Origin of the sequence: Tenacibaculum sp. Ill, from assembly GCF_051938915.1 — a bacterium.
GTDB lineage: Bacteria > Bacteroidota > Bacteroidia > Flavobacteriales > Flavobacteriaceae > Polaribacter > Polaribacter larymnensis.
Map to the genome: position 1 here is coordinate 2,741,494 of NZ_JBPSCW010000002.1, position 23,754 is coordinate 2,765,247.

The 23,754-nt window shown below is 30.7% G+C and carries 23 protein-coding genes; 18 read left to right on the forward strand and 5 right to left on the reverse strand.

Features of this window, described 5'->3' with window-relative positions:
• Positions 1-48 precede the first annotated feature (48 nt).
• Together ACTPNM_RS12925 and ACTPNM_RS12930 are read right to left on the reverse strand one after the other, a co-directional pair.
• Positions 49-669 carry an L-threonylcarbamoyladenylate synthase gene (locus ACTPNM_RS12925; protein WP_440122222.1) on the reverse strand — a complete coding sequence of 207 codons (621 nt, stop codon included), beginning with the start codon at positions 667-669 and terminating at the stop codon, positions 49-51.
• Positions 670-672: 3 nt separating this feature from the next.
• Positions 673-1,173, reverse strand: a complete 501-nt coding sequence (locus tag ACTPNM_RS12930) for an IS1096 element passenger TnpR family protein (protein WP_440122223.1) — start codon at positions 1,171-1,173, stop codon at positions 673-675.
• A gap of 58 nt (positions 1,174-1,231) precedes the next feature.
• Here ACTPNM_RS12930 and ACTPNM_RS12935 point away from each other — a divergent pair, with 58 nt between their 5' ends.
• From ACTPNM_RS12935 to ACTPNM_RS12945, 3 genes are read left to right on the forward strand one after another with little or no spacing between them, the layout of a single operon-like run.
• Positions 1,232-1,648, forward strand: coding sequence for a PaaI family thioesterase (locus ACTPNM_RS12935; RefSeq protein ID WP_440122224.1), 417 nt, complete (start codon positions 1,232-1,234; stop codon positions 1,646-1,648).
• A 1-nt stretch (position 1,649) separates the two neighbouring features.
• Positions 1,650-2,501 (forward strand): alpha/beta fold hydrolase, encoded by an 852-nt coding sequence (locus ACTPNM_RS12940; RefSeq protein WP_440122225.1) that lies wholly within the window; start codon positions 1,650-1,652, stop codon positions 2,499-2,501.
• On the forward strand, positions 2,498-3,535 hold the full coding sequence (locus tag ACTPNM_RS12945) for a chorismate-binding protein (RefSeq protein WP_440122227.1): 1,038 nt from the start codon (positions 2,498-2,500) through the stop codon (positions 3,533-3,535). The genes ACTPNM_RS12940 and ACTPNM_RS12945 overlap by 4 nt, the downstream gene beginning before the upstream one ends.
• A 382-nt stretch (positions 3,536-3,917) precedes the next feature.
• On the opposite strand, the gene ACTPNM_RS12950 is transcribed toward ACTPNM_RS12945, so the two are convergent.
• Together ACTPNM_RS12950 and ACTPNM_RS12955 are read right to left on the reverse strand one after the other, a co-directional pair.
• Entirely contained in the window at positions 3,918-4,280 is a 363-nt protein-coding gene (locus ACTPNM_RS12950; protein WP_274641213.1) for a PUR family DNA/RNA-binding protein, read from the reverse strand.
• 82 nt (positions 4,281-4,362) lie between these two features.
• Complete coding sequence (locus ACTPNM_RS12955; RefSeq protein WP_440122229.1) at positions 4,363-6,117, reverse strand: ABC transporter ATP-binding protein; 1,755 nt, start codon at positions 6,115-6,117, stop codon at positions 4,363-4,365.
• A gap of 154 nt (positions 6,118-6,271) precedes the next feature.
• Between ACTPNM_RS12955 and ACTPNM_RS12960 the strand changes: the two genes are divergently transcribed.
• The 15 genes from ACTPNM_RS12960 (at position 6,272) to ACTPNM_RS13030 (ending at position 22,178) form a co-directional block, all read left to right on the forward strand.
• Complete coding sequence (locus ACTPNM_RS12960; protein WP_440122230.1) at positions 6,272-7,372, forward strand: Glu/Leu/Phe/Val family dehydrogenase; 1,101 nt, start codon at positions 6,272-6,274, stop codon at positions 7,370-7,372.
• A 77-nt stretch (positions 7,373-7,449) separates the two neighbouring features.
• Positions 7,450-8,388 carry a transcription antitermination factor NusB gene (gene nusB / locus ACTPNM_RS12965; RefSeq protein WP_440122231.1) on the forward strand — a complete coding sequence of 313 codons (939 nt, stop codon included), beginning with the start codon at positions 7,450-7,452 and terminating at the stop codon, positions 8,386-8,388.
• A gap of 39 nt (positions 8,389-8,427) precedes the next feature.
• Entirely contained in the window at positions 8,428-8,895 is a 468-nt protein-coding gene (locus tag ACTPNM_RS12970; protein WP_124590302.1) for a DUF1573 domain-containing protein, read from the forward strand.
• Positions 8,895-9,215, forward strand: a complete 321-nt coding sequence (yajC, locus tag ACTPNM_RS12975; protein ID WP_099216516.1) for a preprotein translocase subunit YajC — start codon at positions 8,895-8,897, stop codon at positions 9,213-9,215. Before ACTPNM_RS12970 ends, yajC begins: the two co-directional genes overlap by 1 nt.
• Positions 9,216-9,295: 80 nt before the next feature.
• On the forward strand, positions 9,296-10,225 hold the full coding sequence (locus ACTPNM_RS12980) for a hypothetical protein (protein WP_440122232.1): 930 nt from the start codon (positions 9,296-9,298) through the stop codon (positions 10,223-10,225).
• Position 10,226: 1 nt separating this feature from the next.
• Positions 10,227-10,817: a dephospho-CoA kinase gene (coaE, locus tag ACTPNM_RS12985; protein WP_440122234.1), complete on the forward strand. Its 591-nt coding sequence runs from the start codon at positions 10,227-10,229 to the stop codon at positions 10,815-10,817.
• A 109-nt stretch (positions 10,818-10,926) separates the two neighbouring features.
• Positions 10,927-12,492, forward strand: a complete 1,566-nt coding sequence (locus ACTPNM_RS12990) for a sensor histidine kinase (RefSeq protein WP_274641207.1) — start codon at positions 10,927-10,929, stop codon at positions 12,490-12,492.
• Between the two features lie 11 nt (positions 12,493-12,503).
• The gene (locus ACTPNM_RS12995; RefSeq protein WP_125068104.1) at positions 12,504-13,202 is read left to right on the forward strand and encodes a response regulator transcription factor; all 699 of its coding nucleotides are present in this window, start codon (positions 12,504-12,506) and stop codon (positions 13,200-13,202) included.
• A 126-nt stretch (positions 13,203-13,328) separates the two neighbouring features.
• On the forward strand, positions 13,329-14,225 hold the full coding sequence (locus tag ACTPNM_RS13000) for an ABC transporter ATP-binding protein (protein WP_440122235.1): 897 nt from the start codon (positions 13,329-13,331) through the stop codon (positions 14,223-14,225).
• Positions 14,226-14,234: 9 nt separating this feature from the next.
• On the forward strand, positions 14,235-15,083 hold the full coding sequence (locus ACTPNM_RS13005) for an ABC transporter permease (protein WP_440122236.1): 849 nt from the start codon (positions 14,235-14,237) through the stop codon (positions 15,081-15,083).
• A 50-nt stretch (positions 15,084-15,133) separates the two neighbouring features.
• Positions 15,134-17,983, forward strand: a complete 2,850-nt coding sequence (locus tag ACTPNM_RS13010) for a T9SS type B sorting domain-containing protein (RefSeq protein ID WP_440122238.1) — start codon at positions 15,134-15,136, stop codon at positions 17,981-17,983.
• A gap of 68 nt (positions 17,984-18,051) precedes the next feature.
• The gene (uvrB, locus tag ACTPNM_RS13015; RefSeq protein ID WP_440122239.1) at positions 18,052-20,040 is read left to right on the forward strand and encodes an excinuclease ABC subunit UvrB; all 1,989 of its coding nucleotides are present in this window, start codon (positions 18,052-18,054) and stop codon (positions 20,038-20,040) included.
• A gap of 99 nt (positions 20,041-20,139) precedes the next feature.
• Positions 20,140-20,892, forward strand: coding sequence for a type IV pili methyl-accepting chemotaxis transducer N-terminal domain-containing protein (locus ACTPNM_RS13020; protein ID WP_440122240.1), 753 nt, complete (start codon positions 20,140-20,142; stop codon positions 20,890-20,892).
• A 194-nt stretch (positions 20,893-21,086) separates the two neighbouring features.
• The gene (locus tag ACTPNM_RS13025; RefSeq protein ID WP_440122242.1) at positions 21,087-21,650 is read left to right on the forward strand and encodes a Crp/Fnr family transcriptional regulator; all 564 of its coding nucleotides are present in this window, start codon (positions 21,087-21,089) and stop codon (positions 21,648-21,650) included.
• Between the two features lie 75 nt (positions 21,651-21,725).
• Positions 21,726-22,178 (forward strand): carboxymuconolactone decarboxylase family protein, encoded by a 453-nt coding sequence (locus ACTPNM_RS13030; RefSeq protein ID WP_440122244.1) that lies wholly within the window; start codon positions 21,726-21,728, stop codon positions 22,176-22,178.
• Positions 22,179-22,321: 143 nt separating this feature from the next.
• Here the strand turns inward: ACTPNM_RS13030 and sucC are convergent, their stop codons facing one another.
• Entirely contained in the window at positions 22,322-23,518 is a 1,197-nt protein-coding gene (sucC, locus tag ACTPNM_RS13035; protein ID WP_440122245.1) for an ADP-forming succinate--CoA ligase subunit beta, read from the reverse strand.
• Positions 23,519-23,754: the final 236 nt, after the last annotated feature.

The following is a 23,754-nucleotide window of genomic DNA, read 5'->3' on the forward strand; positions in this document are numbered from 1 at the left end:
GCTTTTAATTGAAAAGTGATTTTTTAAGATTTAAACTAAGTTTATTAATTACAAAATATCTAAACTTCCTTTTCCTTCACGAAGTACTTCTGGCTCGTCGGTTGTTAAATCAATTACTGTAGATGCATGGTTATCTCCGTATCCTCCATCAACCACTACATCAACAAGATTTTGCCATTTTTCGAAGATTAACTCAGGATCCGTTGTGTATTCTAATACTTCATCTTCGTCATGTATAGACGTAGATACAATTGGGTTCCCTAAAGCTGCTACAATAGCTCTTGCTATATTATTATCTGGCACACGAATACCTACTGTTTTACGTTTTTTATAGGCCTTTGGTAGTGAGTTACTACCAGGTAACACAAAAGTATACGGCCCCGGTAAGGCTCTTTTTAAAATTTTATAAGTTGCAGTATCTATTTGTTTTACGTAATCGGATAAATGACTTAAATCGTTGCAAACAAATGAGAAATTGGCTTTTTCTGGCTTTACTTTTTTTATTCTCGCTACTTTTTCTAGTGCTTTAGTATTGGTAATATCGCAACCTAAACCATAAACAGTATCGGTTGGATAAATAATCAACCCACCATTTTGTAAAACTTTTACAATTTTTTCAATCTCTTTTGGATTGGGGTTGTCGTTATACAATTTTATAAATTGCGCCATAGCTTAGTAATTATCAAAGTCAAAATCATCAAGGCTTTCAAAGTTATTAAATTCATCATCAATTTCATCGTCTATATTTTTTGAAAGGTCATCTGCTTTAAATTCTTTTTCTGGGGCTTCTTCTGGAATTTCTCCAACAGATAAAATCATTTTTGTTTCAGTTACTACTTCATTTGATTGTTCTATCAACTCTACATAAAACGTCCACATTTGTAAAAAATCATACACATAAATTAACTTATCGTGTTGATTTGGCAAGGTTTCATGTAAAATACATGTTGCCATTGAAATTCCATCTCCTGCTTCTGACATATTAAATAGTGGAATTTCTTCGCCTTGGTTCCAATCTTCATCGGTACGGTAAAAAGATGCCATTTCTTGTCCATTAAAACCAAACGCTTTTGCAATATCAAAGTGTAGGTTTTCTAACGAAGCTTTTTCATTTACCAATAGGGTTCTTATTACATCTTCTTTCGTATCTAAAATTACGCGTACTTTATACATTCTATCATTTTTTGTCAGTACAAAAATACGTATTTTTGGGTGATAATTTTTAGTTACCATGAATAAGCAAGCATCTCTTACAACCTTAAACAGTTATAACAAAAATACATTAATGGAAACTTTAGAAATAGAGTTTGTTGATGTAGGAGATGATTTTATTACTGCTAAAATGCCTGTAACTCCTAAAGTACATCAACCTTATGGATTATTACATGGTGGAGCAACAGCAGCCCTAGCAGAATCGGTAGGTAGTTGTGCTTCTGCTTTTTTCTTAAGAGATTCTTCTAAAATTGTAAAAGGAATTGAGCTTAGCATCAATCATGTAAAAAGTAAACGACAAGGACATGTTTTTGCTACTGCTAAAGCTATTCATAAAGGCAGAACTACACATTTATGGGAAGTCAGAATTGTTGATGAAGATGATAATTTGATTTCACTTTGTAAGATTACCAATATTGTCTTAGACAAACAATAGCATGAAATTGCTAAAAAAAATCTTGAAATTTGTTGGAATTGCTCTCTTTGTGCTTTTCCTTATTTTGTACTACTTATTCTGGAATTTTTCTGCTCCAAAATCTGATGCAAAAGTACTTGAAAAGTTTTCGGGTAGTTCTCACACCCCTATACTCACTCATAAAAACTTTAAAGAGTTTGAATACAGAAAACTTTCTATTACAAAAGATACTACTTTACCTACTCTTATTTTTGTCCATGGAGCCATAGGTTCTTCTACTGATTTCGTAAAATATATGAAAGATAGTGTATTGCTTAGTAAAGCAAATATGATTTCATACGACAGGATTGGGTATAATTATCAAGACAAAAAACCAGTTCAAGAAAGCATTGCTTTTGAACGTGATATGTTAAGAAGTATTTTACAAGATTACAACCCCAACAAAACAATACTAGTAGGCTACTCTTACGGCGGTCCTATTGCTTTGGCTATACAACAAAAAATTCGAAAAGTGATTTTGTTGGCTCCAGCAGTGTATAGCGAAATAGAACCTATGCCATGGTCTTTAAATTTATATAAGTGGAAGCTTACTCGATGGTTGGTTCCTCCTATTTGGCAAGAAGCTAGCAGAGAAAAGTTATCTCATAAACAAGATTTACAACTTTTTGAAAACAATTGGAAATCTACACCAAACACCATAGTGAGTATTCATGGAACTAATGATTGGATTGTACCTTTTGAAAACTCATTATTTTTAAAAGAACAATTTCCAAAAAATCAGTTTGAGTTAATTAGTATACCTGATGCTGGTCATGGATTTATTTGGAGTAAATTTGACGCAATTAAAGAACATTTAATACAACAACTAGATTGAGTATTTTTTCAAATATAAAAGAGACTTTAGACAAAAAATTACCTTTTGTTACTTATAGAAAACCTAATACTTCTAAAGTAAAAGGATGGTTTCAACAAAACAACGATGTAATTACCTCTGAAAATTATAATGAGAGTGGATTTATTTTTGCTCCGTTTGATAGTAAGGAAAAAGCTGTTTTGATTCCTAAAAACCAATCTACTTACACTGAAGAAGAGGTTATTATTGATAATATTCTAGCTAACAATACAAATCACAGTCCTGATACTGCTTCCGAAGAAAATCACATTCAACTAGTTGAAAAAGGAATAGCTGCTATTAAAAACCAGGAATTTAAAAAAGTGGTGCTATCTAGAAAAGAAAAAGTTGAGTTATCTGACTTTAATCTTATTAAAACTTTTCAAAAACTTCTGAGTAACTATCCTACTGCTTTTGTATATGTTTGGTACCATCCTAAAGTTGGCTTATGGTTAGGTGCCACCCCAGAAACTTTAGTTAGTATTCAAGATAAAAGTTTTACTACTATGGCTTTGGCCGGAACACAAGTTTACAATGACACAACTAATGTTACTTGGCAGCCAAAAGAATTAGAAGAACAACAATTTGTAACTGACTACATCACTGATAGGTTATCTGATATTTCTTCTGAGATTACAACATCTGATATTGAAACTATAAAAGCGGGTAAATTACTTCATTTAAGAACTATACTTAACGGTAAATTAAAAACTAATACTGCTTCTTTAATTAAAAGCTTGCACCCTACTCCTGCTGTTTGCGGATTGCCATTAGAGGCATCAAAACAGTTTATTTTAGATAATGAAAACTACCATAGATGCTTTTACTCTGGTTTTTTAGGAGAATTAAATATTAATGACAAAGAAAGTAATTTGTTTGTTAACCTTCGTTGTATGGAGGTTTCTAATAAAACTGTAAATATTTATGTTGGTGGTGGAATTACACGCGACAGCAATCCTGCAAAAGAATGGCAAGAAACGGTTGCGAAAACAACTACCATGAAAAAAGTTTTATAAGAAAAATAACTTCCTGATAAAATATTTCAACTTAAACAAAATATAACCTACTGATATTCAGTTTTTTTTATTATATTTAGGAGAACTCAAAACTCGCTTTCCTATGAAACAAAAATTACTTAGGGTTAACCAGCGTGAAGATAAACTTAATAGTAGAGTAGGTAGAACTTTAACTTATAAGCAGCTGGTTGAATTCGCATCAAAACTACCAAACAAAATAAAATCACTAATGTGAAAAATAAAAAACCACCAATTGCTGTGCAACAACTGGCGGTTTTTCTAGTGTAAATTGAATTTGAATTGATTTTTTCCTGCACAATCTAGTATCTAAACACAAATTGTACAATTTGTGTTTAGAGCTATGCAAAACAGTTTCTTCTGTTTAAATATCGTCGAAAGAAACGTCAGTAAAACTTTCTGTTGAAGTTGCTTCTGTTGCTACGTTCTCTTCCTTTTTATAGTCTTTTTGATGGCGTTCACTGATTACCTCAGATCCTTTTTCGTTTACAATAAAGTCTGTTGCTTTATTCAACATTTCTTTAAAGTCGTTAAAATCTTCTTTATATAAATAAATTTTATGCTTTTGATAATGAAAAGAACCATCATCGTGAGTAAACTTCTTACTCTCTGTTACTGTTAAATAATAATCATCTGCCTTTGTAGATCTAACATCAAAAAAATATGTTCTTCTTCCTGCTCTTAAAACCTGTGAAAAGATTTCCTCTTGTTCTACTCTCTCGCTCATAATTCGCTACTTAAAATAATAGTTGTTTACTTAAATTTTCTCAACAAATCTAACAAAATATTTGACTTGACAATACGAAATGCTATATTTCTTTTTCTAAAAGCTGTTGCTCATACAACTCTTTATAATAACCTTCTTGTTTTACTAATTGATTATGAACACCTTGCTGAATTATCTTTCCGTTATCTAATACAATTATTTTATCTGCATTTTTTGCTGACGATACCCTATGACTTATTATTATCGTTGTTTTATCACTAGAAACACGTTCTAAATTTGATAAAATTCTTTCTTCTGTCTCAGTATCTACTGCTGACAAACAATCATCAAAAATTAAAATCTTAGGATCTTTTATAATTGCTCTTGCAATAGAAGTTCGTTGCTTCTGCCCTCCTGAAAGTGTAACGCCACGTTCTCCTAAAATAGTTTTATAACCTTGTTTAAAATCGATAATATTATCGTGTATGACTGCATTTTTAGCCGCTTCAATAATTTCTTCTTCAGTAGCATCTTCTTTACCAAATTTGATATTGTTTTCAATGGTATCTGAAAACAAAAATGGTTCTTGCGGTACAAAACCTATTTGGTTTCTTATATCATATAAATTACAGGTTTTAATATCTTTTCCATCCATTAACACAGTTCCTTCTGTAGTATCATACAAACGTGAAACTAAATTAATAATAGACGACTTTCCACTTCCTGTTTTTCCTAATATCGCTAATGTTTCTCCTTTTTCTACTTTAAAACTCACATCTTTTAAAGCTGTAATATTTGTGTCTTCATAAGTTAACGAAACATGCTTAAACTCTATTTCTCCTTCTATTACAGTTTCTTCTTCATTTGTATTTTTAATTTCAGGAACTTGTTCTAAAAATTCATTTATTCTTTCTTGAGAAGCTTCTGCTTGCTGTACCATTGAAGTTACCCAACCAACTACTGCTACTGGCCATGTTAAAATATTTACATACATAACAAAAGCACCAATGGCTCCTACTTGAATTTCTCCATTGATATATAATGTACCACCAACATATAGAACAATAATGTTACTAATTCCTATTAATAAAATCATTAATGGAAAAAATAATGCCTGTACCTTATATAAGTTAATGTTTTTGTCTTTACTAGCATCTGCCAGCGTATCAAAATTTTTAATCACAGCACTTTCTATTGCGTATGATTTTACCACATTAATTCCAGAGAAAAACTCTTGATTAAAAGTAGTTAATTTTGAGAGGTACTGTTGAACTACTGTACTCCGTTTATTTATTTGCCTACTTAATACAAAAACTGATACCGATAATACTGGAAAAGGTATCATTGTATACAAAGTAAGTTTTGGTGATATTGCATACATTTGGGTAAATCCAACTGCAAATGAAACTAACATGTTTAATGAATACATAATAGCTGGTCCAAAATACATACGAACCTTAGACACATCTTCACTAATACGGTTCATTAAGTCTCCCGTTCTATTTTGTTTGTAAAAATTAAGTGATAGTCGTTGGTATTGTTGGTAAATCTCATTTTTTAAATCAAACTCAATTAATCGAGACATTACAATAATAGTTTGACGCATTAAAAAAGTAAAAAAACCACCTAGTAAGGTTACTCCTATTATAAGTAAAATGTTCTTAAAAAGTATACTTTTTACTTCTGACAATTCAGCTATTTTTCCTAACTGATAATCTTCTACAACATTTAATGAGTCTCCAACAAAATCAGGAATTTTTAGTGTTAGTATTTTTGATAATATCGTAATTAAAATTCCTAATAATAACCTCCATTTGTATTTAACAAAGTACTTATTTAAGTATTGTAATGCTTTCAATTCTATTCTATTATAAAAATTAAACTTTATAAAGGGCCTTGTTAAAGATACCTTAATTGAGACCACTTTTTTTGCTTATGTTTTAACGATTTCTTATTTTTGCCATCGAATTTTTGAGATTGTCCAAATCATCTCAAATTAAAAAACAAAACAAATGACATCAGAAATCATTGATACTAAAGATCTTAAGAATGACCCAGTGTTTGGTCAGTTATCTTTTGACAATCACGAGCAAATCGTTTTTTGCAACGACGAAGATACAGGTTTAAAAGCAATTATCGGTATCCATAACACAACTTTAGGACCTGCCTTAGGAGGTACTAGAATGTGGCAATATAAAAGTGAATGGGAAGCTTTAAACGATGTTTTACGTTTGTCTCGTGGTATGACTTACAAGTCTGCTATTACTGGATTAAACCTTGGTGGTGGTAAAGCAGTTATTATTGGTGATGCTAAAACTCAAAAAAACGACGCTTTAATGCGTAAATTTGGTGAGTTTGTTAATTCTTTAAGCGGAAAATATATTACTGCTGAAGATGTTGGAATGGAAACTCGTGACATGGATATTATTCGTGAAGTTACTCCACATGTAACAGGTGTTTCTGAAAGTATTGGAGGTTCTGGAAATCCTTCTCCTGTAACTGCTTATGGTGTTTATATGGGTATGAAGGCTGCTGCTAAATACAAGTTTGGAACTGAGAACTTAGACGGTAAAAAAGTATTAGTTCAAGGTGTTGGTCATGTTGGTGAAACTTTAGTAAAGCATATTACTGATGAAGGAGCGCAAGTTATTTTAAATGATATTAACGAAGCTCGTTTAGAAGAGTTAAGTAAAAAATATGGTGCTAACGTGGTGTTAGGTAATGACATTTTTGGATTAGATGTTGATATTTACGCTCCTTGTGCTTTAGGTGCTACTATTAATGATGAAAGTATTGCTCAACTAAAAGCTAAAGTTATTGCTGGTGCAGCTAACAACCAATTAGCTAATGAGTTAAAACACGGTACAATGTTACGAGAAAAAGGAATTGCTTATGCTCCTGATTTCTTAATTAACGCTGGTGGAATTATTAATGTATATGCAGAGGTTGTTGGTTACGATAAAGCAGAAAGCTTAAAAAGAACTGAAAACATTTACAATACTACATTAGATATTTTCAATTTATCAGAAAAAGAGAATATAACTACACATCAAGCTGCTTTCAATATTGCACAAGCGAGAATTGATGCTCGCAAAAAAGAGCAAAATAGCTAGATAAAAAATAAAAAAGTTTTACTTTTGCAGAGCGTTAGAAATAGTTTCTATCGCTCTTTTTTTTAAAGTTCTTTAGAATGATTAACAGAAGACATATTCGTGTTAAAGTAATGCAATCGGTTTATGCGATGCAACAATCGCATAGCGATGATTTAGTTAAGGAAGAAAAATTCTTAAAACATAGCATTCAAAAAATGTACGATTTGTACGTTTTAAACCTTCAATTATTAGTTGAAGTACAAAAATTAGCTCGTAAGAGAATAGAGCTTTCTAAAAAGAAAATACTAGCTACCAAAGAAGAACTCAATCCAAATACAAAATTTATAGATAATAAACTTTTAAACTCGCTTAACGAAAGTGTAAGTTTAGAAGGGTATGTTGAGCTTAATAAGCTAAATTATTGGGATCTTGATGATGAATACGTAAAAATCTTATTAGATGAATTACAGAAAAGTGACATCTACAAAAAGTACATGGACACTGTTGAAGATTCTTATAATGTAGACAAAGCTTTTGTTATTGATTTTTTCAGAGAAATAGTAGCTCCTAATGAAAAATTAGCTGATTATTTTGAGGACAAAATGATTTCTTGGGTTGATGATATTCCTTTTGTGAATACTTGGATTCTTAAATCTTTAAACAAACAAAAAGCCAGTAAACCATTTATATTAGGTAGTTTGTATAAAGACAATGATGATAAGGTTTTTGTTTCTGATTTATTTACAAAAACAATGTTACATCAGCATAAATATGAAGAAGATATTAAAGAGAAAACTCCTAACTGGGAAGCTGATAGAATTGCCGATATTGATATGATTATCATCAAGATGGCAATTACAGAGTTTTTACACTTCCCTTCTATTCCAAGCAGAGTTACCATTAATGAATATATTGAATTAGCTAAAGACTATTCTACAAACAAAAGTGGTTACTTTATTAATGGTGTTTTAGATAAATTAGCCAAAGACTATCTAAGTTCAAACAAGATGGTTAAAATTGGTAGAGGTTTATTATAATAAATTAGTATTTTTACAACAAACTAAAAATATTTTAAAATGAAGAAAATAGCAGTAATAGTAGCATTTGTTGTTTCAGCTGGAATGTTAGTTTCTTGCGGACAAGGAAATGCTTCATCAAAAGTTAAAAAAGAAAATGTTGAAAACGCAGAAAAAAGGGATAGCTCTATTGGTTTAGGCTCGCCTGTTATTTCTTTTGACAAAGAAGAGTTTGACTTTGGTACTGTTAACGAAGGAGAGGTTGTTAAAACTACCTTCGTAGTAACAAATACTGGTAAAAGCGATTTAATTATTACAAATGCGCAAGCATCATGTGGATGTACTGTTCCTGTATGGCCAAAAGAAGCTATTGCTCCAGGTAAAACGGGAGATATTAAAGTTAGCTTTAATACTAACGGAAGAGTTAACAAGCAATCTAAATCTATCACTTTAACTACCAATACAGAAAAAGGTAGAGAGGTTATTAAGATTTCTGGAATGGTAACTCCTAAAAAGAAGAACTCATAATGTTTACAACCATTTTTTTACAAGCTAGCTCACAAGAAAGTTTAATGAATATGCTTCCTTTTGTGGCAATGATTGCCGTTTTTTACTTTTTAATTATTCGTCCACAAATGAGACGTCAGAAAAAGGAAAAACAATTTCAAACTGAAATTAAAAAAGGAGCTAAAGTAGTTACAACTAGCGGAATTCATGGTAAAATTGTTGAAATTAATGATACCGACAATACTGTTACTATTGAAACAGGAGCTGGTAAAATAAAGTTTGAACGTTCTGCCATTTCTATGGAAATGAGTAAAAAATATATTACTGAAACTAAAAAATAACAGTATACAACTTTATAAAAAAGTGAGCTCATGGGCTCACTTTTTTGTTTTTTATGTAGATTGCGTCAATAAATTATTTTTTGAAAACAAAATTTAACATACCTAAAACTTTCTTTGGTTTTTTAACTGCTTCAATATTTTTTTGGCTACTTATTAATCTGTCAAAAGAATATGATACAACCATAGTATATGATGTTGAGTATACGCAATTACCACAACAAAAAACATTAATAGAAACACCTATTAACAATCTTTCTTTAAAGCTAAAAAGTAGCGGGTATAATTTATTGGTTGCTAGCATTACTCACAAACCTATTAAACTAAACCTTGATAAAGCTTCAAGAAAAACAGGAACTAGTTACTACTTCTTATCTAAAGATCTAATTTCTGAAGTCCAAGAACAACTAAAATCTAGCATTGAATTAATTGAAATTAAAGAAGACACTATTCCTTTAAAAATTGGCACACTTAGTTCAAAAAAAGTTCCTTTAAAATCTAACTTAAATATTTCTTTTCAGTTAGGTTATGACCTTTCTAAGCCTGTAATTATTGTTCCTGATAGTGTTTTAATTTCGGGGGATGAAACCTATGTTGCTAAAACCGGATTTCTAAACTTAGAAAGTATAACTTTGGAAAACTTATCTAAGAGTACTACTATCTCCTCTCCTATTATTTTTCCTGAAAATGTACAGCTGAAGTCAAGTCACTCTACAGCTGAAATTAACATTGATGTTGATAAATTCACAGAAGGAGAAATAGAGGTTCCTGTATTTGTTAAAAATGCCCCTAAAGGGATTAACGTTTTTCCAAAAAAGGTTAAAATTATTTATAAAGTGGGATTACAAAACTTTAATGAAGTAACTCCTGATTTATTTAAAGTTGAGTGCGATTACCTACAGTCTAAAAACAAAGACATCAACTATCTTACTCCTAAAATAAAAGACCTTCCAGATATGGTTACATTAGTAAGGATAGTTCCCAATAAAATTGATTTTTTAATATACGAATAGTATGGTAGTAGGTCTAACAGGTGGTATAGGTAGTGGAAAATCTACCATAGTTAAAATGTTTTCAGAGTTTGAAAATATTGCCATTTATATTGCTGATGATGAAGCTAAAAAACTAATGGTTACATCTCCAAAAATTAAAAATCAATTAATTGCCGAATTTGGCAAGCAAGTGTATATTAATAACGAGTTGAACAGACCCTACTTAGCTTCAATCGTTTTTAATAACAAAGAAAAGCTAACTATCCTTAACAACATTGTACATCCGATTGTTAATGAGCATTTACAAAACTTTATAAAAAAAAACAGCAATAAAGAATATATCCTATATGAAAACGCGATTCTTTTTGAAAATGGAAGCGATTCTTTTTGCGATAAAATTATTACAGTTACCGCTCCTGAAAATATAAGAATTGATAGAGTTATGAAAAGAGATAACTCAACAATTAAAGATGTAAAAAATAGAATAAAAAATCAATGGAGTGAAACTAAAAAAACACTTCAATCTAACTACTTAATTGAAAACCTTACACTTACAAACTCAAAAGAACAAGTCTTAAAAATCCACAATTCTTTAACAAAAAAGGTGCATTAATTTACGCTTTGTTAATCCTTTCTGTTAAAATTATCTTAATTTTATAGTAACTTTGTTAATCTAAGTTAAAAGATTATACGCCTAAATTTTATTAATTTATTTTTGAATAATGGGTAAGAAAATTTTTATTCTCATTGTTGTTTTAATGAGTATTTCTTTGATAGGAATCATCTCTATTCAAGTGTATTGGATTAATGATGCTATCAAAAATAAAAAAGAACAATTTAAAAACAATGTAAAAATTGCTTTAGCTCGTACCTCTGAAAATATAAAAGAGAGAGAGTATCTAGAGTTTCAGCAAAATTATAAAGACTATTTTGAAAACGATAAGCTTAGAACTGAAGCTGAAATAACAACTTTTCTTTTTCAGCAAGTAGACACTGTAAGTAATAAAAAGTTTTCTTTTGGTAGTACTATTTTAGAAGAGAGTATAAAAATGCCCAATGAGTTCGTAGATAATGATTCCATCATTATAAAACGTTACTCGGGAAAAGAAGACATTTATTTTTCCCAAATAATAAAATCTGGAAGCAAAGATTTTAAGCCTTTTTTAGATGAAAGCCGCCACTCTTCTTTCAGAATATATAGTACATGGAATGACGAAGTAATGGAACATGCTTTTAGACGAAGTAAAGCAGTGTTTCCTATAAACCAAAGGATAAGTAATAAAGAATTAAGCAATACACTTACAGAAGAGTTTGCTAAGATGAATATTACACAAGACTTTAAATATGTTGTTTACGAAGACGGACTAGCAACACAGTTAAAGTCTGGATACTTTAACATACAACCAGAAGATATTAACTATCCGTTATTAGAAGATGAAAATGGAAATAGTAAATACAAGTTATATGTTAAATTTCCCAACGAGAAAAAGAATCTACTTTCAGGTATGATGAAAGTACTGATACTTTCTTTATTTTTTATAGGAATTATCATTGCTGCTTTTTCAACATCGTTGTATCAACTTATTCGTCAAAAAAAGATCTCTGAAATAAAAACTGACTTCATTAACAATATGACACATGAGTTTAAAACACCTATTGCTACTATTAACTTAGCATTAGATGCTATTAAAAACCCGAGAATCATATCTGATGAAGAAAAGGTTAAACGATATGTTCAAATGATTCGCGATGAAAACAAGCGAATGCATGGACAAGTAGAAAATGTATTACGAATTTCAAGACTAGAAAAGAACCAAATTGAAATTAGTAAGGATGCTGTAGATATGCACGACATAATTGAAGAGGCTATTGAACATATTCAACTTTTAACCGACGACAAAAATGGGAGTGTTACAACACATTTTGAAGCCATTTCTACAGAAGTTCTTGGAAATCAGTTTCATCTAACAAATGTTGTGGTTAACATGTTAGAAAACGCATTAAAATATTCAGAAAATGCACCAAAAATTGATGTATTTACTGAAAACACAAATAAATACTTTATCTTTAAGATAAAAGATGAAGGAATAGGAATGAGCAGAAACGCTCAAAAGTATGTGTTCGATAAGTTTTATAGAGAACATAAAGGGAATATACACAACGTAAAAGGCCATGGATTAGGCTTAGCTTATGTAAAAGAAATTATAGACAGCCACCAAGGTACCGTTTATGTTGAAAGTGAAAAAGGTAAAGGAAGCACATTTACAGTTAAATTACCATTAATATAAATTATTAAGAAATGGGGAGTAAAAAAATATTATTAGTAGAAGATGATCCTAATTTTGGAACAGTTCTGAAAGATTATTTAGCATTGAATGATTACAATGTTACACATGCTAAAGATGGAATAGACGGTTTAATTATGTTTAAAAATGCAGAATATGATTTATGTATTTTAGATGTAATGATGCCTCGTAAAGATGGTTTTTCTTTAGCTGAAGACATCCGTGCAACCAACAAAGAAATTCCTATTATCTTCTTAACTGCTAAAACGCTAAAAGAAGATGTTTTAAAAGGGTACCAAGTAGGAGCTGATGATTATTTAAACAAACCTTTTGATTCAGAAGTTTTATTACATAAAATCAAAGCTATTTTACAACGTAAAGAAACTGAAAAAACGAATGATAGTGATGAGTTTGAATTTAAAATTGGGGCTTTTGACTTTAACTCTAAATTACGTCATTTAACATACAAAGGAGGTGAAGCTCAAAAACTTTCACCTAAAGAGAGTAAGCTTTTACGAATGTTAGCTATTCATAAAAACGACTTAATGCCTCGTGAATTAGCATTAACAAAAATATGGAGAGATGATAATTATTTTACCTCTCGTAGTATGGATGTTTACATTGCTAAACTTCGTAAATATTTAAAAAGTGATGAAAATGTTGAAATCTTAAACATTCACGGTGAAGGGTTTAGATTAATAGACAACAAATAAGACATACATACATTTTAATAACAGTAAAAGACTTCTTTAATAAAAGAAGTCTTTTCTTTTTTATACATTGTAACAATAATTTATATCAATCGTCAAATACATATAATCAACAAAAACCAAAATAGCTTGGAAACAATTTTATCAATTCAAAACCTCGATAAAAAATACGGAAAAGTTCATGCCGTAAATAATCTTTCTTTCGATATTCAAAAAGGAACTGTTTATGGAATTTTAGGACCTAACGGAAGTGGAAAGTCTACCACTTTAGGTATTATTTTAAATGTAGTAAATAAAACCTCTGGTAACTTTAGCTGGTTCAATGGAAAACTATCTACCCACGAAGCCTTAAAAAAAGTAGGAGCAATTATAGAGCGTCCTAACTTCTACCCATACATGAGCGCCGTTCAAAACTTACAGTTAATTTGTAAAATTAAAGGAGTTTCATACGATAAAATTGAAGAAAAACTAAAAACTGTTAACCTTTACGAGCGTAGAAATAGTAAGTTTAAAACTTACTCTTTAGGAATGAAACAACGTTTGGCTATTGCTTCTGCACTACTAAATGATCCTGAAATCCTAATTTTAGATGAGCCTACAAACGGATTAGACCCTCAAGGAATACATGAAATTCGTCAAATAATTAAAGAAATTGCTAAAAATGGAACTACAATTTTGCTTGCCTCTCACCTACTCGACGAGGTTGAAAAAGTATGTTCTCATGTAGTAGTAATAAGAAACGGAATAAAGTTATACAGTGGTAGAGTTGATGAAATGACTGCTTCTAATGGCTTTTTTGAACTTCAAGCAGACAATCAAGAAACACTTAAACAGGTTCTAGAAAATCATTCAGCTATAGGAAGTATTAAAGAAGAAAATGGCGTTTTAATAGCTAGTCTAGCCTCAGAATTATCTGCTTCAGAAATTAATACGTTTTTATTTAATAAAGGAGTTTCTCTTTCTCATTTAGTAAAACGTAAACCTAGCTTAGAGCAACAATTCTTAGACCTAACCAACAACCAATAAACTTACATCATGTTACGACTTTTAAATATAGAAATTCATAAATTAAAATATAACAGAGCTAGTAAAGTTCTTTCAATTATATACTTCGCTTTATTAACCTCTATTGCTTTGATTGCTGCAATAAAGTTTGATATTGGTCCCATAAAATTTCATTTAGCTGAACAAGGAATTTTCAATTTTCCATATATATGGCACTTTAACACCTACATGGCAGCTATTTTTAAATTTTTCTTATTATTAGTTATCGTTTCTATGATGGCTAACGAGTATAGTTACAAAACTTTAAAACAAAATTTAATTGATGGCCTGAGTAAAAAAGAGTTTATCCTTTCAAAGTTTTATACAGTTATAGCTTTTGCTCTTATTTCTACCATTTTTGTTTTTGTTGTCTCATTAATTCTTGGAGCTATCTATTCTGACTTTAATGAAATTGCAATCATTTTTTCTGACCTAGATTATTTATTTGCTTTTTTCATTAAGCTTTTAGGTTTTTTCTCTTTTGGGTTATTTTTAGGAGTCTTAATTAAACGATCTGCCTTTGCTGTAGCTGCTATGATTGTTTGGTTAATTATTGAAAGTTTAATTAAAGGTTATTTATACTGGACATTTAGAAATGTAAAGACTGGTATTGATGAAGCTGTAAACTCAATCATGCAATTTTTCCCTCTAGAATCTATGGCTAATTTAATTAAAGAACCATTTACACGATTAGGTGCAGTAAAGTCAGTAGCCAATCAAATAGGAGAAAATTTCACTAAAGATTATTCTGTTAGCTTTTTAAATATAGCTATTGTATTAATTTGGACTGCTATTTTTATTTACTCATCATATGCTTTGTTAAAAAAACGAGATTTATAGAGGGTTTTATGTAGTTTAGTTGTTTTATTTATATAATTAAATTCATTTTGATGAAAAAACAACTACTTCTAGCGTTTTTTATTATTGTCTCTATATCACTTTATAGTCAAAAAGAAGCAAATGTTTGGTATTTTGGAAACAATGCAGGGTTAGACTTTAACTCAGATAATCCGGTAGCTTTAAATGATGGCTTATTAAGAACAGATGAAGGTTGTTCATCTATTTCTGACGAAAACGGGAATCTATTATTTTATTCAGACGGAATTAATGTTTGGACAAAGAACCATGAACTAATGCGTTACTCTAACGGTAGCTTAGCTAATAATCTAGAAGGGAATCCATCAAGTTCACAATCTGGTCTAATTGTTCCAAACCCGGAAGATAAAAACATTTACTACATTTTTACAGTAGGTACAGATTTTATTGGTTATCAACCTTACCCTGACAATCCAGGGTTTAAATTTTACACTATTGATATTTCTAAAGGAAATGGAGGTGAAATTATTTCTGGACCTATTAATCTGTCTAATGGACGAGATAGAGAATGGTCAGAAAAAGTAACAGCAGTTCAAGGGAAAGACTGTAAAGAAATATGGATTTTATCTATAGTACAAGATACTTTTTATGCCTATAAAATTGATATAAACGGAGTAGACTTTACAAATCCTGTCACATCATCTTCATCTTATTTTTTAAGAGATAAAAGAGGGTATTTAAAAGTATCTCCTGATGGAACAAAAATAGCTTTAGCTGACTTTACTAATGACGGTATTGGAAGATTAGTTTTATACGATTTTGATAATGCTACAGGTAAAGTATCTTCTAACGGACTAATTCTTACAGATGGTCCAACTGATGGTTCTCCTTATGGTGTTGAATTCTCCCAAGAATCTACAAAACTGTATGCTTCTTTATATCATGAAAATAGTAACTCTTTCAGAATTTTTCAATATAATCTATTAGATTCTAACATTGCACAAACCAAAACCCAGGTTCATCAAGAACAAGGCTATAGAGGTGCTTTACAATTAGCTCCAAACGGAAAAATATATGCTTCTATTCCAGATAGACGTTATTTAGGAGCTATAGAGAATCCAGAAGACAACGCTGCTAATATTCAATTTACTTCAAATGCTATAGACTTAAAAGGAGCCTTGTCTTCACAAGGACTACCACCTTTTATTCAATCTTTTTTTGCTCCTGTAAAGTTAATCGACTTAAGTTCTAACGAAGTCTTAAACAATACTAATCAAGTTTTTTGTATTGGGGAAACGTATAATATAGTACCAGAAAAGAACAACCCTAACGACACGTATACTTGGTTTAAAGATGGAAAAGTAATAGCGAATACTAGGGCTCTAACAGTTGATTATACTAATTATGGTAGTGGTTTATATGAAATACAAATAGAATCAAACTCCTATTGTAAAAAAACATTCACTGGTAAAGTCCAAATAACATTTGAACCAAAACCAACAATTAATACGATTCAACCATACATACAATGTGATTTTGATAGTACACCTATTGATGGTTTTACAACTTTTAACCTTGAAGTACTAGAAAATGCTTTAGTAAATAACCTTTCCGAAGTTACAATTGAGTTTTTTGAAACATCTGACACTAATTTTTCTTCACCTATTAACAAAAATAACTACACAAATTTAGTGGCTATAAATCACTCTATTATAGTTAGAGTTACTAATAACACAACAAAATGTTATCAAACTGACTTAATTAACTTACAGGTAAACCCTACTGGGTTAACTAGATATAGTGATGAATACATTCATGAATTAGATCAAAACGCATCTAACCCTGATGCTAAATTTAGCATTGGTACTAATAACGGTTTTTTTGATTTTTCCTTGAAGACTCAACAAATAATCAATAACTCTGGAGGTTCGTTATCTGAAGTTACTCACGATTTTCAATATTATATAACAGCAGAAGATGCTGCCCTACAAACAAACCAAATTATACCTCCTTACGAAGATGATTTATTTACCAATAATTCGGATGTATATGTTAGAATTTCAAATAAGGGAGCTGCATCTTGTGAATCTGTTGGTAACTTTAAAATTTTTGTAGAAAAAATTCCAGTTCCTCAAGGAAACCTTAATGACATTATTTTATGTGTTGATAACCCAAGGTTAAATCCTCAACCAAATACAGTTGCATTAAATGCCGATACAGGAAATGCTACAGACACTTACAAATGGTATCTAAACGGAAGTATAATTTCAGGTGAAAACTCTTCAGTTCTAAACGCAAGCTCTACAGGTGAATATAAAGTTGAAGCCTACAGAACTCATCCAAACATCAGTTCTCCTTTTATGGGATATAATACATTTTTTGTTAAAGAATCTAACCAAGCATTGATTGTAAATATTAAATCTGTGGACGATCAAGATAACCCAGACAGTAATAAAATTGAAATTACTGTTGATGGATTAGGAGACTATGAATATGCTTTAAATAGTACTAATCTCAGTGATTTTAGTAGAGGAAATGAAAATCTTACATACACTTTTACTGAAATCCCACCTGGATTAAATTCAATTTCGATTAGAGATCGAAATGGTTGTGGAGTTACTACATCTAACAAAATTTCAACTATCTATTTTCAACGTCATTTTACTCCAAATGGAGATGGACATTTTGATACTTGGAAAGTTTTAGGAGTTAATAATAATTATTATGATGTTGTTAAAGTTCAAATTTTTAATCGCTTTGGAAAAATAATTAGTGAAATTACAGACAAAAATCATCCAGGATGGAATGGCGTATATAACGGAACTAAATTACCTTCAAACGACTATTGGTATAATGCTGAGTTAATTGATTCTAATGGAAAAGTGAGAAAAAAAACTGGACATTTCTCTTTACTGAGAAAATAACACTCTTTAAAATATATAACAAAAGAATACGGATAGTTTACCTAAAAAACTATCCGTATTTTTGTTGAATGAACTTTGAATTAAACTCAGAATTTAAACCAACGGGGGATCAACCTCAAGCAATTAAGCAACTCTCAAATTGTATTTTAGCAGATGAAAAGTACCAAACACTTTTGGGTGTTACAGGGTCTGGTAAAACGTTTTCAGTTGCCAATGTTGTAGCTGAAGTTAACCGTCCAACATTAGTATTGGCTCATAACAAAACCTTAGCTGCACAATTGTATTCTGAGTTCAAGCAGTTCTTCCCAAACAATGCTGTAGAGTATTTCGTTTCATATTATGATTACTACCAACCAGAAGCTTATATTCCTGTAACAGGAACGTATATTGAGAAAGATTTATCCATAAATGATGAAATAGAACGTTTACGAATTAGCACCTCTTCTTCCCTACTTTCAGGACGTCGAGATGTATTGGTAGTAGCATCAGTTTCTTGTTTGTATGGTATTGGAAATCCAACTGAGTTCAAAAAAAATGTCATCACCATTGAAGTTGATCAACAAATTTCTCGTACCAAATTTTTACATCGCTTAGTAACAAGTTTATATGCACGTACTGAAGTTGAAGTAAAAAGCGGAACGTTTAAAGTAAAAGGTGATGTAGTTACAATTTATCCATCGTATGGAGATAACGGATATAGAGTTCACTTTTTTGGAGATGAAATAGAAGAAATTGAAACATTCGATATTGAAACCAACGAAGTTCTTACGCGATTAGACAAACTGAATATTTATCCTGCTAACTTATTTGTAACCTCACCTGACATACTACAAAACGCCATTCATCAAATTCAAGAGGATATGGTAAAGCAGGTAGATTATTTTAAAGAAATAGGAAAACATTTAGAAGCAAAACGTTTACAAGAGCGCACCGAGTTTGATTTAGAAATGATTCGTGAGTTAGGCTATTGTTCTGGAATTGAAAATTATTCTCGTTACTTAGACGGAAGAGAAGCAGGTACCCGTCCTTTCTGTTTGTTAGATTATTTTCCTGATGACTACTTGATGGTGATTGATGAAAGTCATGTTACTGTACCACAAGTTCACGCGATGTATGGTGGAGACAGAAGTCGTAAAGAAAACTTAGTAGAATACGGATTCCGACTACCTGCTGCAATGGATAACCGTCCATTAAAGTTTGAAGAGTTCGAAGCTTTACAAAACCAAGTAATCTACGTTTCTGCAACACCAGCAGACTACGAGTTACAAAAAACAGAAGGTTTATTTGTAGAACAAATTATTAGACCAACAGGACTATTAGATCCTGAAATTGAAATCCGTCCGAGTTTAAATCAAATTGATGATTTAATTGAAGAAATTCAAGTGCGTGTAGAAAAAGATGAACGTACTTTAGTTACAACCTTAACAAAACGTATGGCTGAAGAATTAGCTAAATACTTAACTAGAATTCAAGTACGTTGCCGTTATATACACTCAGATGTAGACACCTTAGAACGCGTAGAAATTATGCAAGATTTACGTAAAGGATTGTTTGATGTATTGATTGGAGTAAATCTACTTCGTGAAGGATTAGACTTACCAGAAGTTTCCTTAGTCGCTATTTTAGATGCTGACAAAGAAGGTTTTTTACGTTCACACCGTTCGTTAACACAAACCGTAGGTCGTGCTGCACGTAACGTAAATGGTAAGGCAATTATGTATGCGGACAAAATTACCAATAGCATGCAACTCACTATTGATGAGACCAATCGCAGACGTGAAAAGCAAATTAATTACAATACTGCTCATGGAATTACTCCAACACAGATCAATAAAAAGATAGACAATACGCTTTCTAAAAATGCAATTACCTCCTATCATTATGATAATGTGGCGCAAAAAGCTGCCGAACAAGAGTTGGAATACCTACCTAAGCAAGAAATAGAAAAACGTATTCGTACCAAACGTAAGCAAATGGAAGAAGCTGCCAAAGCTTTAGACTTTTTAGTTGCAGCACAATTACGTGATGAGATTGAAGTTTTGAAAGAAAATTTGTAATTTACAAGTATTTATTATCATAATAATTCAAAAACATTGTAAAAAGCCAAAAACTGTTTGGTGTAATTTATGAAAAATAAAATACGATACTTTACATTAATGGCAATAATGCTTGGAACTATATTAATTAATCAAGCTATTATACAGTATTTTCTTTTTGATAAAAAAAATGACTCTCATTTAATAGATATCGGTGGTAAACAAAGGATGTTAAGCCAACGTATTAATCAACTTTCTTTTCGAAATGTTGTCTTACAAAATAACAATCGTGATCAGTTAATTTCAACTTTAAATAATTGGAAAACTGCTCAATTAGCTATTATGAATGGAAGTGAAGACTTAAAAACTTCAAAAATTACTAATAGAGATACATATTCAAAATTAAATACTGGGCTTAAAATAATTAACAACACCGATTCTATTATTAGAAAAGGAAATCTAAATAATGCTTCATTAATACTTATAAATAAAAATGTCGATGAGTTTTTACCTTTAATGGAAAGTATTGTTGTTGATTTAACAGAAATAACAGATCAAAAACTTTCAAATATTATCATAATAGAAATCGTATTAGCTCTTATAACTATAATTATAATCTTTGTAGAGTTTCAATTGATTATAAAACCCTCTTATAATAAAATAGTATCTCAAAATAACAGATTACGAGAAATTGCCTGGAAACAATCTCATGAAGTACGAAAACCAATTGCTACTATACTAGGAATCTCAAATGCTATACAAAATAACACATCGATGTCTGCTGAAGAAAAAAATAAATGTTTAAGCTATTTATTTGAAGCAACAGACGAATTAGACCAAGTTATTAATGAAATAGTAAATAAAACAAATTAAACAATTAATAGAAGCTACAAGAGTTTTAAACTTTTTTAGTTGCTACCCAAATGCGAAATGAAATTGAGGTTTTTAAAAGAAAAACTGCAAGTTAATTTAGTTTGACTCATATTTTTTAAAAAACTAAATTCGTTACAGAACCAAACTACGGATGTCTTGACCGTTAGCTGTCATTAATAAAACTACACAGGAAGATGAAAGAAATATTGGAATATACGAATAGAGTTTCACCACTAGACACTATTGCTTTTGAGGACTTTCTTAATGTATTTGAACTCAAGACTTTTTCAAAAGGAGAGTTAATTTTAAGGGCAGATCAAGCATGTAAACATTACTACTACATAAAATCAGGACTTACAAAATCCCATTTTTATAAAGAGGATAAAGAGTTTATAATGACTTTTTTTAAAGAGGGCATGATGTTTACTGAAATTAGTAGTTATCTCACAGGACAGCCTTCAAAATATATGATTATGGCGTTAGAGGAAACTATCGTTTATTCTATAAGCAAAAAGGAAATATTAGATCTATGCAGAAAACATCACGCTATTGAAGCTCTGTTTAGCAAACTATTTTCATTTGCTACTTTGGGAATGATGAAACGTATCAGTGAAATGCTCGAAGAAAATGCAGCTAATCGTTACCAAAACTTTATCGATGAAAATAATGGGCTATTACAACGAATAAACCTAGGAGATCTATCCAACTATTTGGGTATAACACAAGTTTCATTAAATAGAATACGTGCCCAAAAATGATTTTTTATCATTTGTAAAAAGAAGTTTGCTGTTTTCAAGAGATCTTTGTTCCATAACAAAAAAAAATAATAAATTATGGAATCAAGAATGAAAAATCCCGCAATGATTTTAAACGTTAACCCTCCAATTCAAACAATAATGGGGTCAATATACCAAAGTGGTATTTCCTCTGAATTACTGGAATACGTTGGTTTAAGAGTAGGGCAAATGAATAACTGTGAACTATGTATCGGTGAATCGATAGTTAGAGCCAAAAATAATACTTCTACAAGAGACAGAATTGAGCACGTATTGGAATGGAAACATTCTAAAATGTTCAATGAGTCAGAGAAAACGGCATTGGAATTAACAGAATCAGTTACTGAATTAAAAAACAAATATCAATCTGTACCAGACGAACTTTGGCTCAGAGTTGAAAAACATTTTGATGAAAAAGAACGAGCAGCCTTGATAATGTTTATCTGTACAATGAATATGTTTACACGTATTAACGTAGCTACAAAACAAATAACAGCTGAATGGGAATAATAACTAGGTTTGAAATTGTAAATTATTAAGATAATAACAACAAGACGCTAACAAGGTATACATATATGACACCAACAAAAAAACCTCACTGTAACAGTGAGGTTTTTTTTAAATATATTACTAAGAATTAATTAAAAAAAGTTTTAAGCACTTAAAACTTCTCCTACTTTATCAGCAGCCTCTTGGAACTCAGTAGCTGAGATAATTTCCATTCCGCTGTTATCAATTAATTCTTTTGCTTCTTTAGCGTTTGTTCCTTGTAAACGACAAATAATAGGCACATTAATTTTGTCTCCCATATTTTTATAAGCATCTACAACACCTTGAGCAACACGATCACAACGAACGATTCCTCCAAAAATGTTTACTAAGATAGCTTTTACGTTAGGATCTTTTAAGATAATTCCGAAAGCAGTTTCAACACGTTGTGCATCTGCAGTACCACCAACATCTAAGAAGTTAGCTGGATCACCACCTGCTTGCTTAATTAAATCCATAGTTCCCATTGCTAAACCAGCTCCGTTTACCATACATCCAACGTTACCATCTAAATCTACATAGTTTAATCCTGCAGCTTTAGCTTCTACCTCAATTGGGTTTTCTTCACGTAAATCACGCATTGCTGCATAATCTTTATGACGGTATAATGCATTCTCATCTAACGATACTTTAGCATCTACTGCCATAATTTTATCATCAGATGTTTTTAATACTGGGTTAATTTCAAACATCGAAGAATCAGACTTGATGTATGCTGTATATAAAGCAGTAACAAACTTTACCATTTCTTTTAAAGCCCCACCGCTTAAACCTAAGTTAAAAGCAATTTTACGAGCTTGGAAAGGTAATAATCCTGTTCCTGGGTCAATTTCTTCTGTAAAAATTAAGTGTGGAGTTTCTTCTGCCACTGTTTCAATATCCATACCTCCTTCAGTAGAGTACATAATCATGTTTCTACCTGTAGCACGGTTTAATAAAACTGACATATAAAATTCATCTGGCTCACTATCACCAGGATAATATACATCCTCAGCAATTAACACTTGGTTAACTAACTTACCTTCTGCTGAAGTTTGAGGAGTTACTAACATCATTCCTAAAATGTCATCAGTAATACTTTTTACCTCATCTAAGTTTTTAGCTAACTTAACACCACCACCTTTTCCACGACCACCTGCGTGTACTTGAGCTTTGATTACATGCCAACCAGTACCTGTTTCTTCTGTTAATTTCTTCGCTGCTTCAACAGCTTCTTCTGGAGTATTTGCAACAATTCCACGTTGAATACGAACGCCAAAACTGCTTAATATTTCTTTACCTTGATATTCGTGTAAGTTCATTAGATATGAATTTTTAAAGTCGAACAAAAATACAAATTCAATTTATAATACCTTATAAATTGTACTTTAATTTATGATTAAAATCAATTTTATTATAATTTTCATTTTTGCATTTTTTTAACATTTTAACGTGTCACATTCTTTTTTTTAACAGGTCTTTACCGTAATTAACATGATTTTGTGATTTATTTATCCTAATCATAATAATTTAGCCCAACAACTAATACTATATCTCA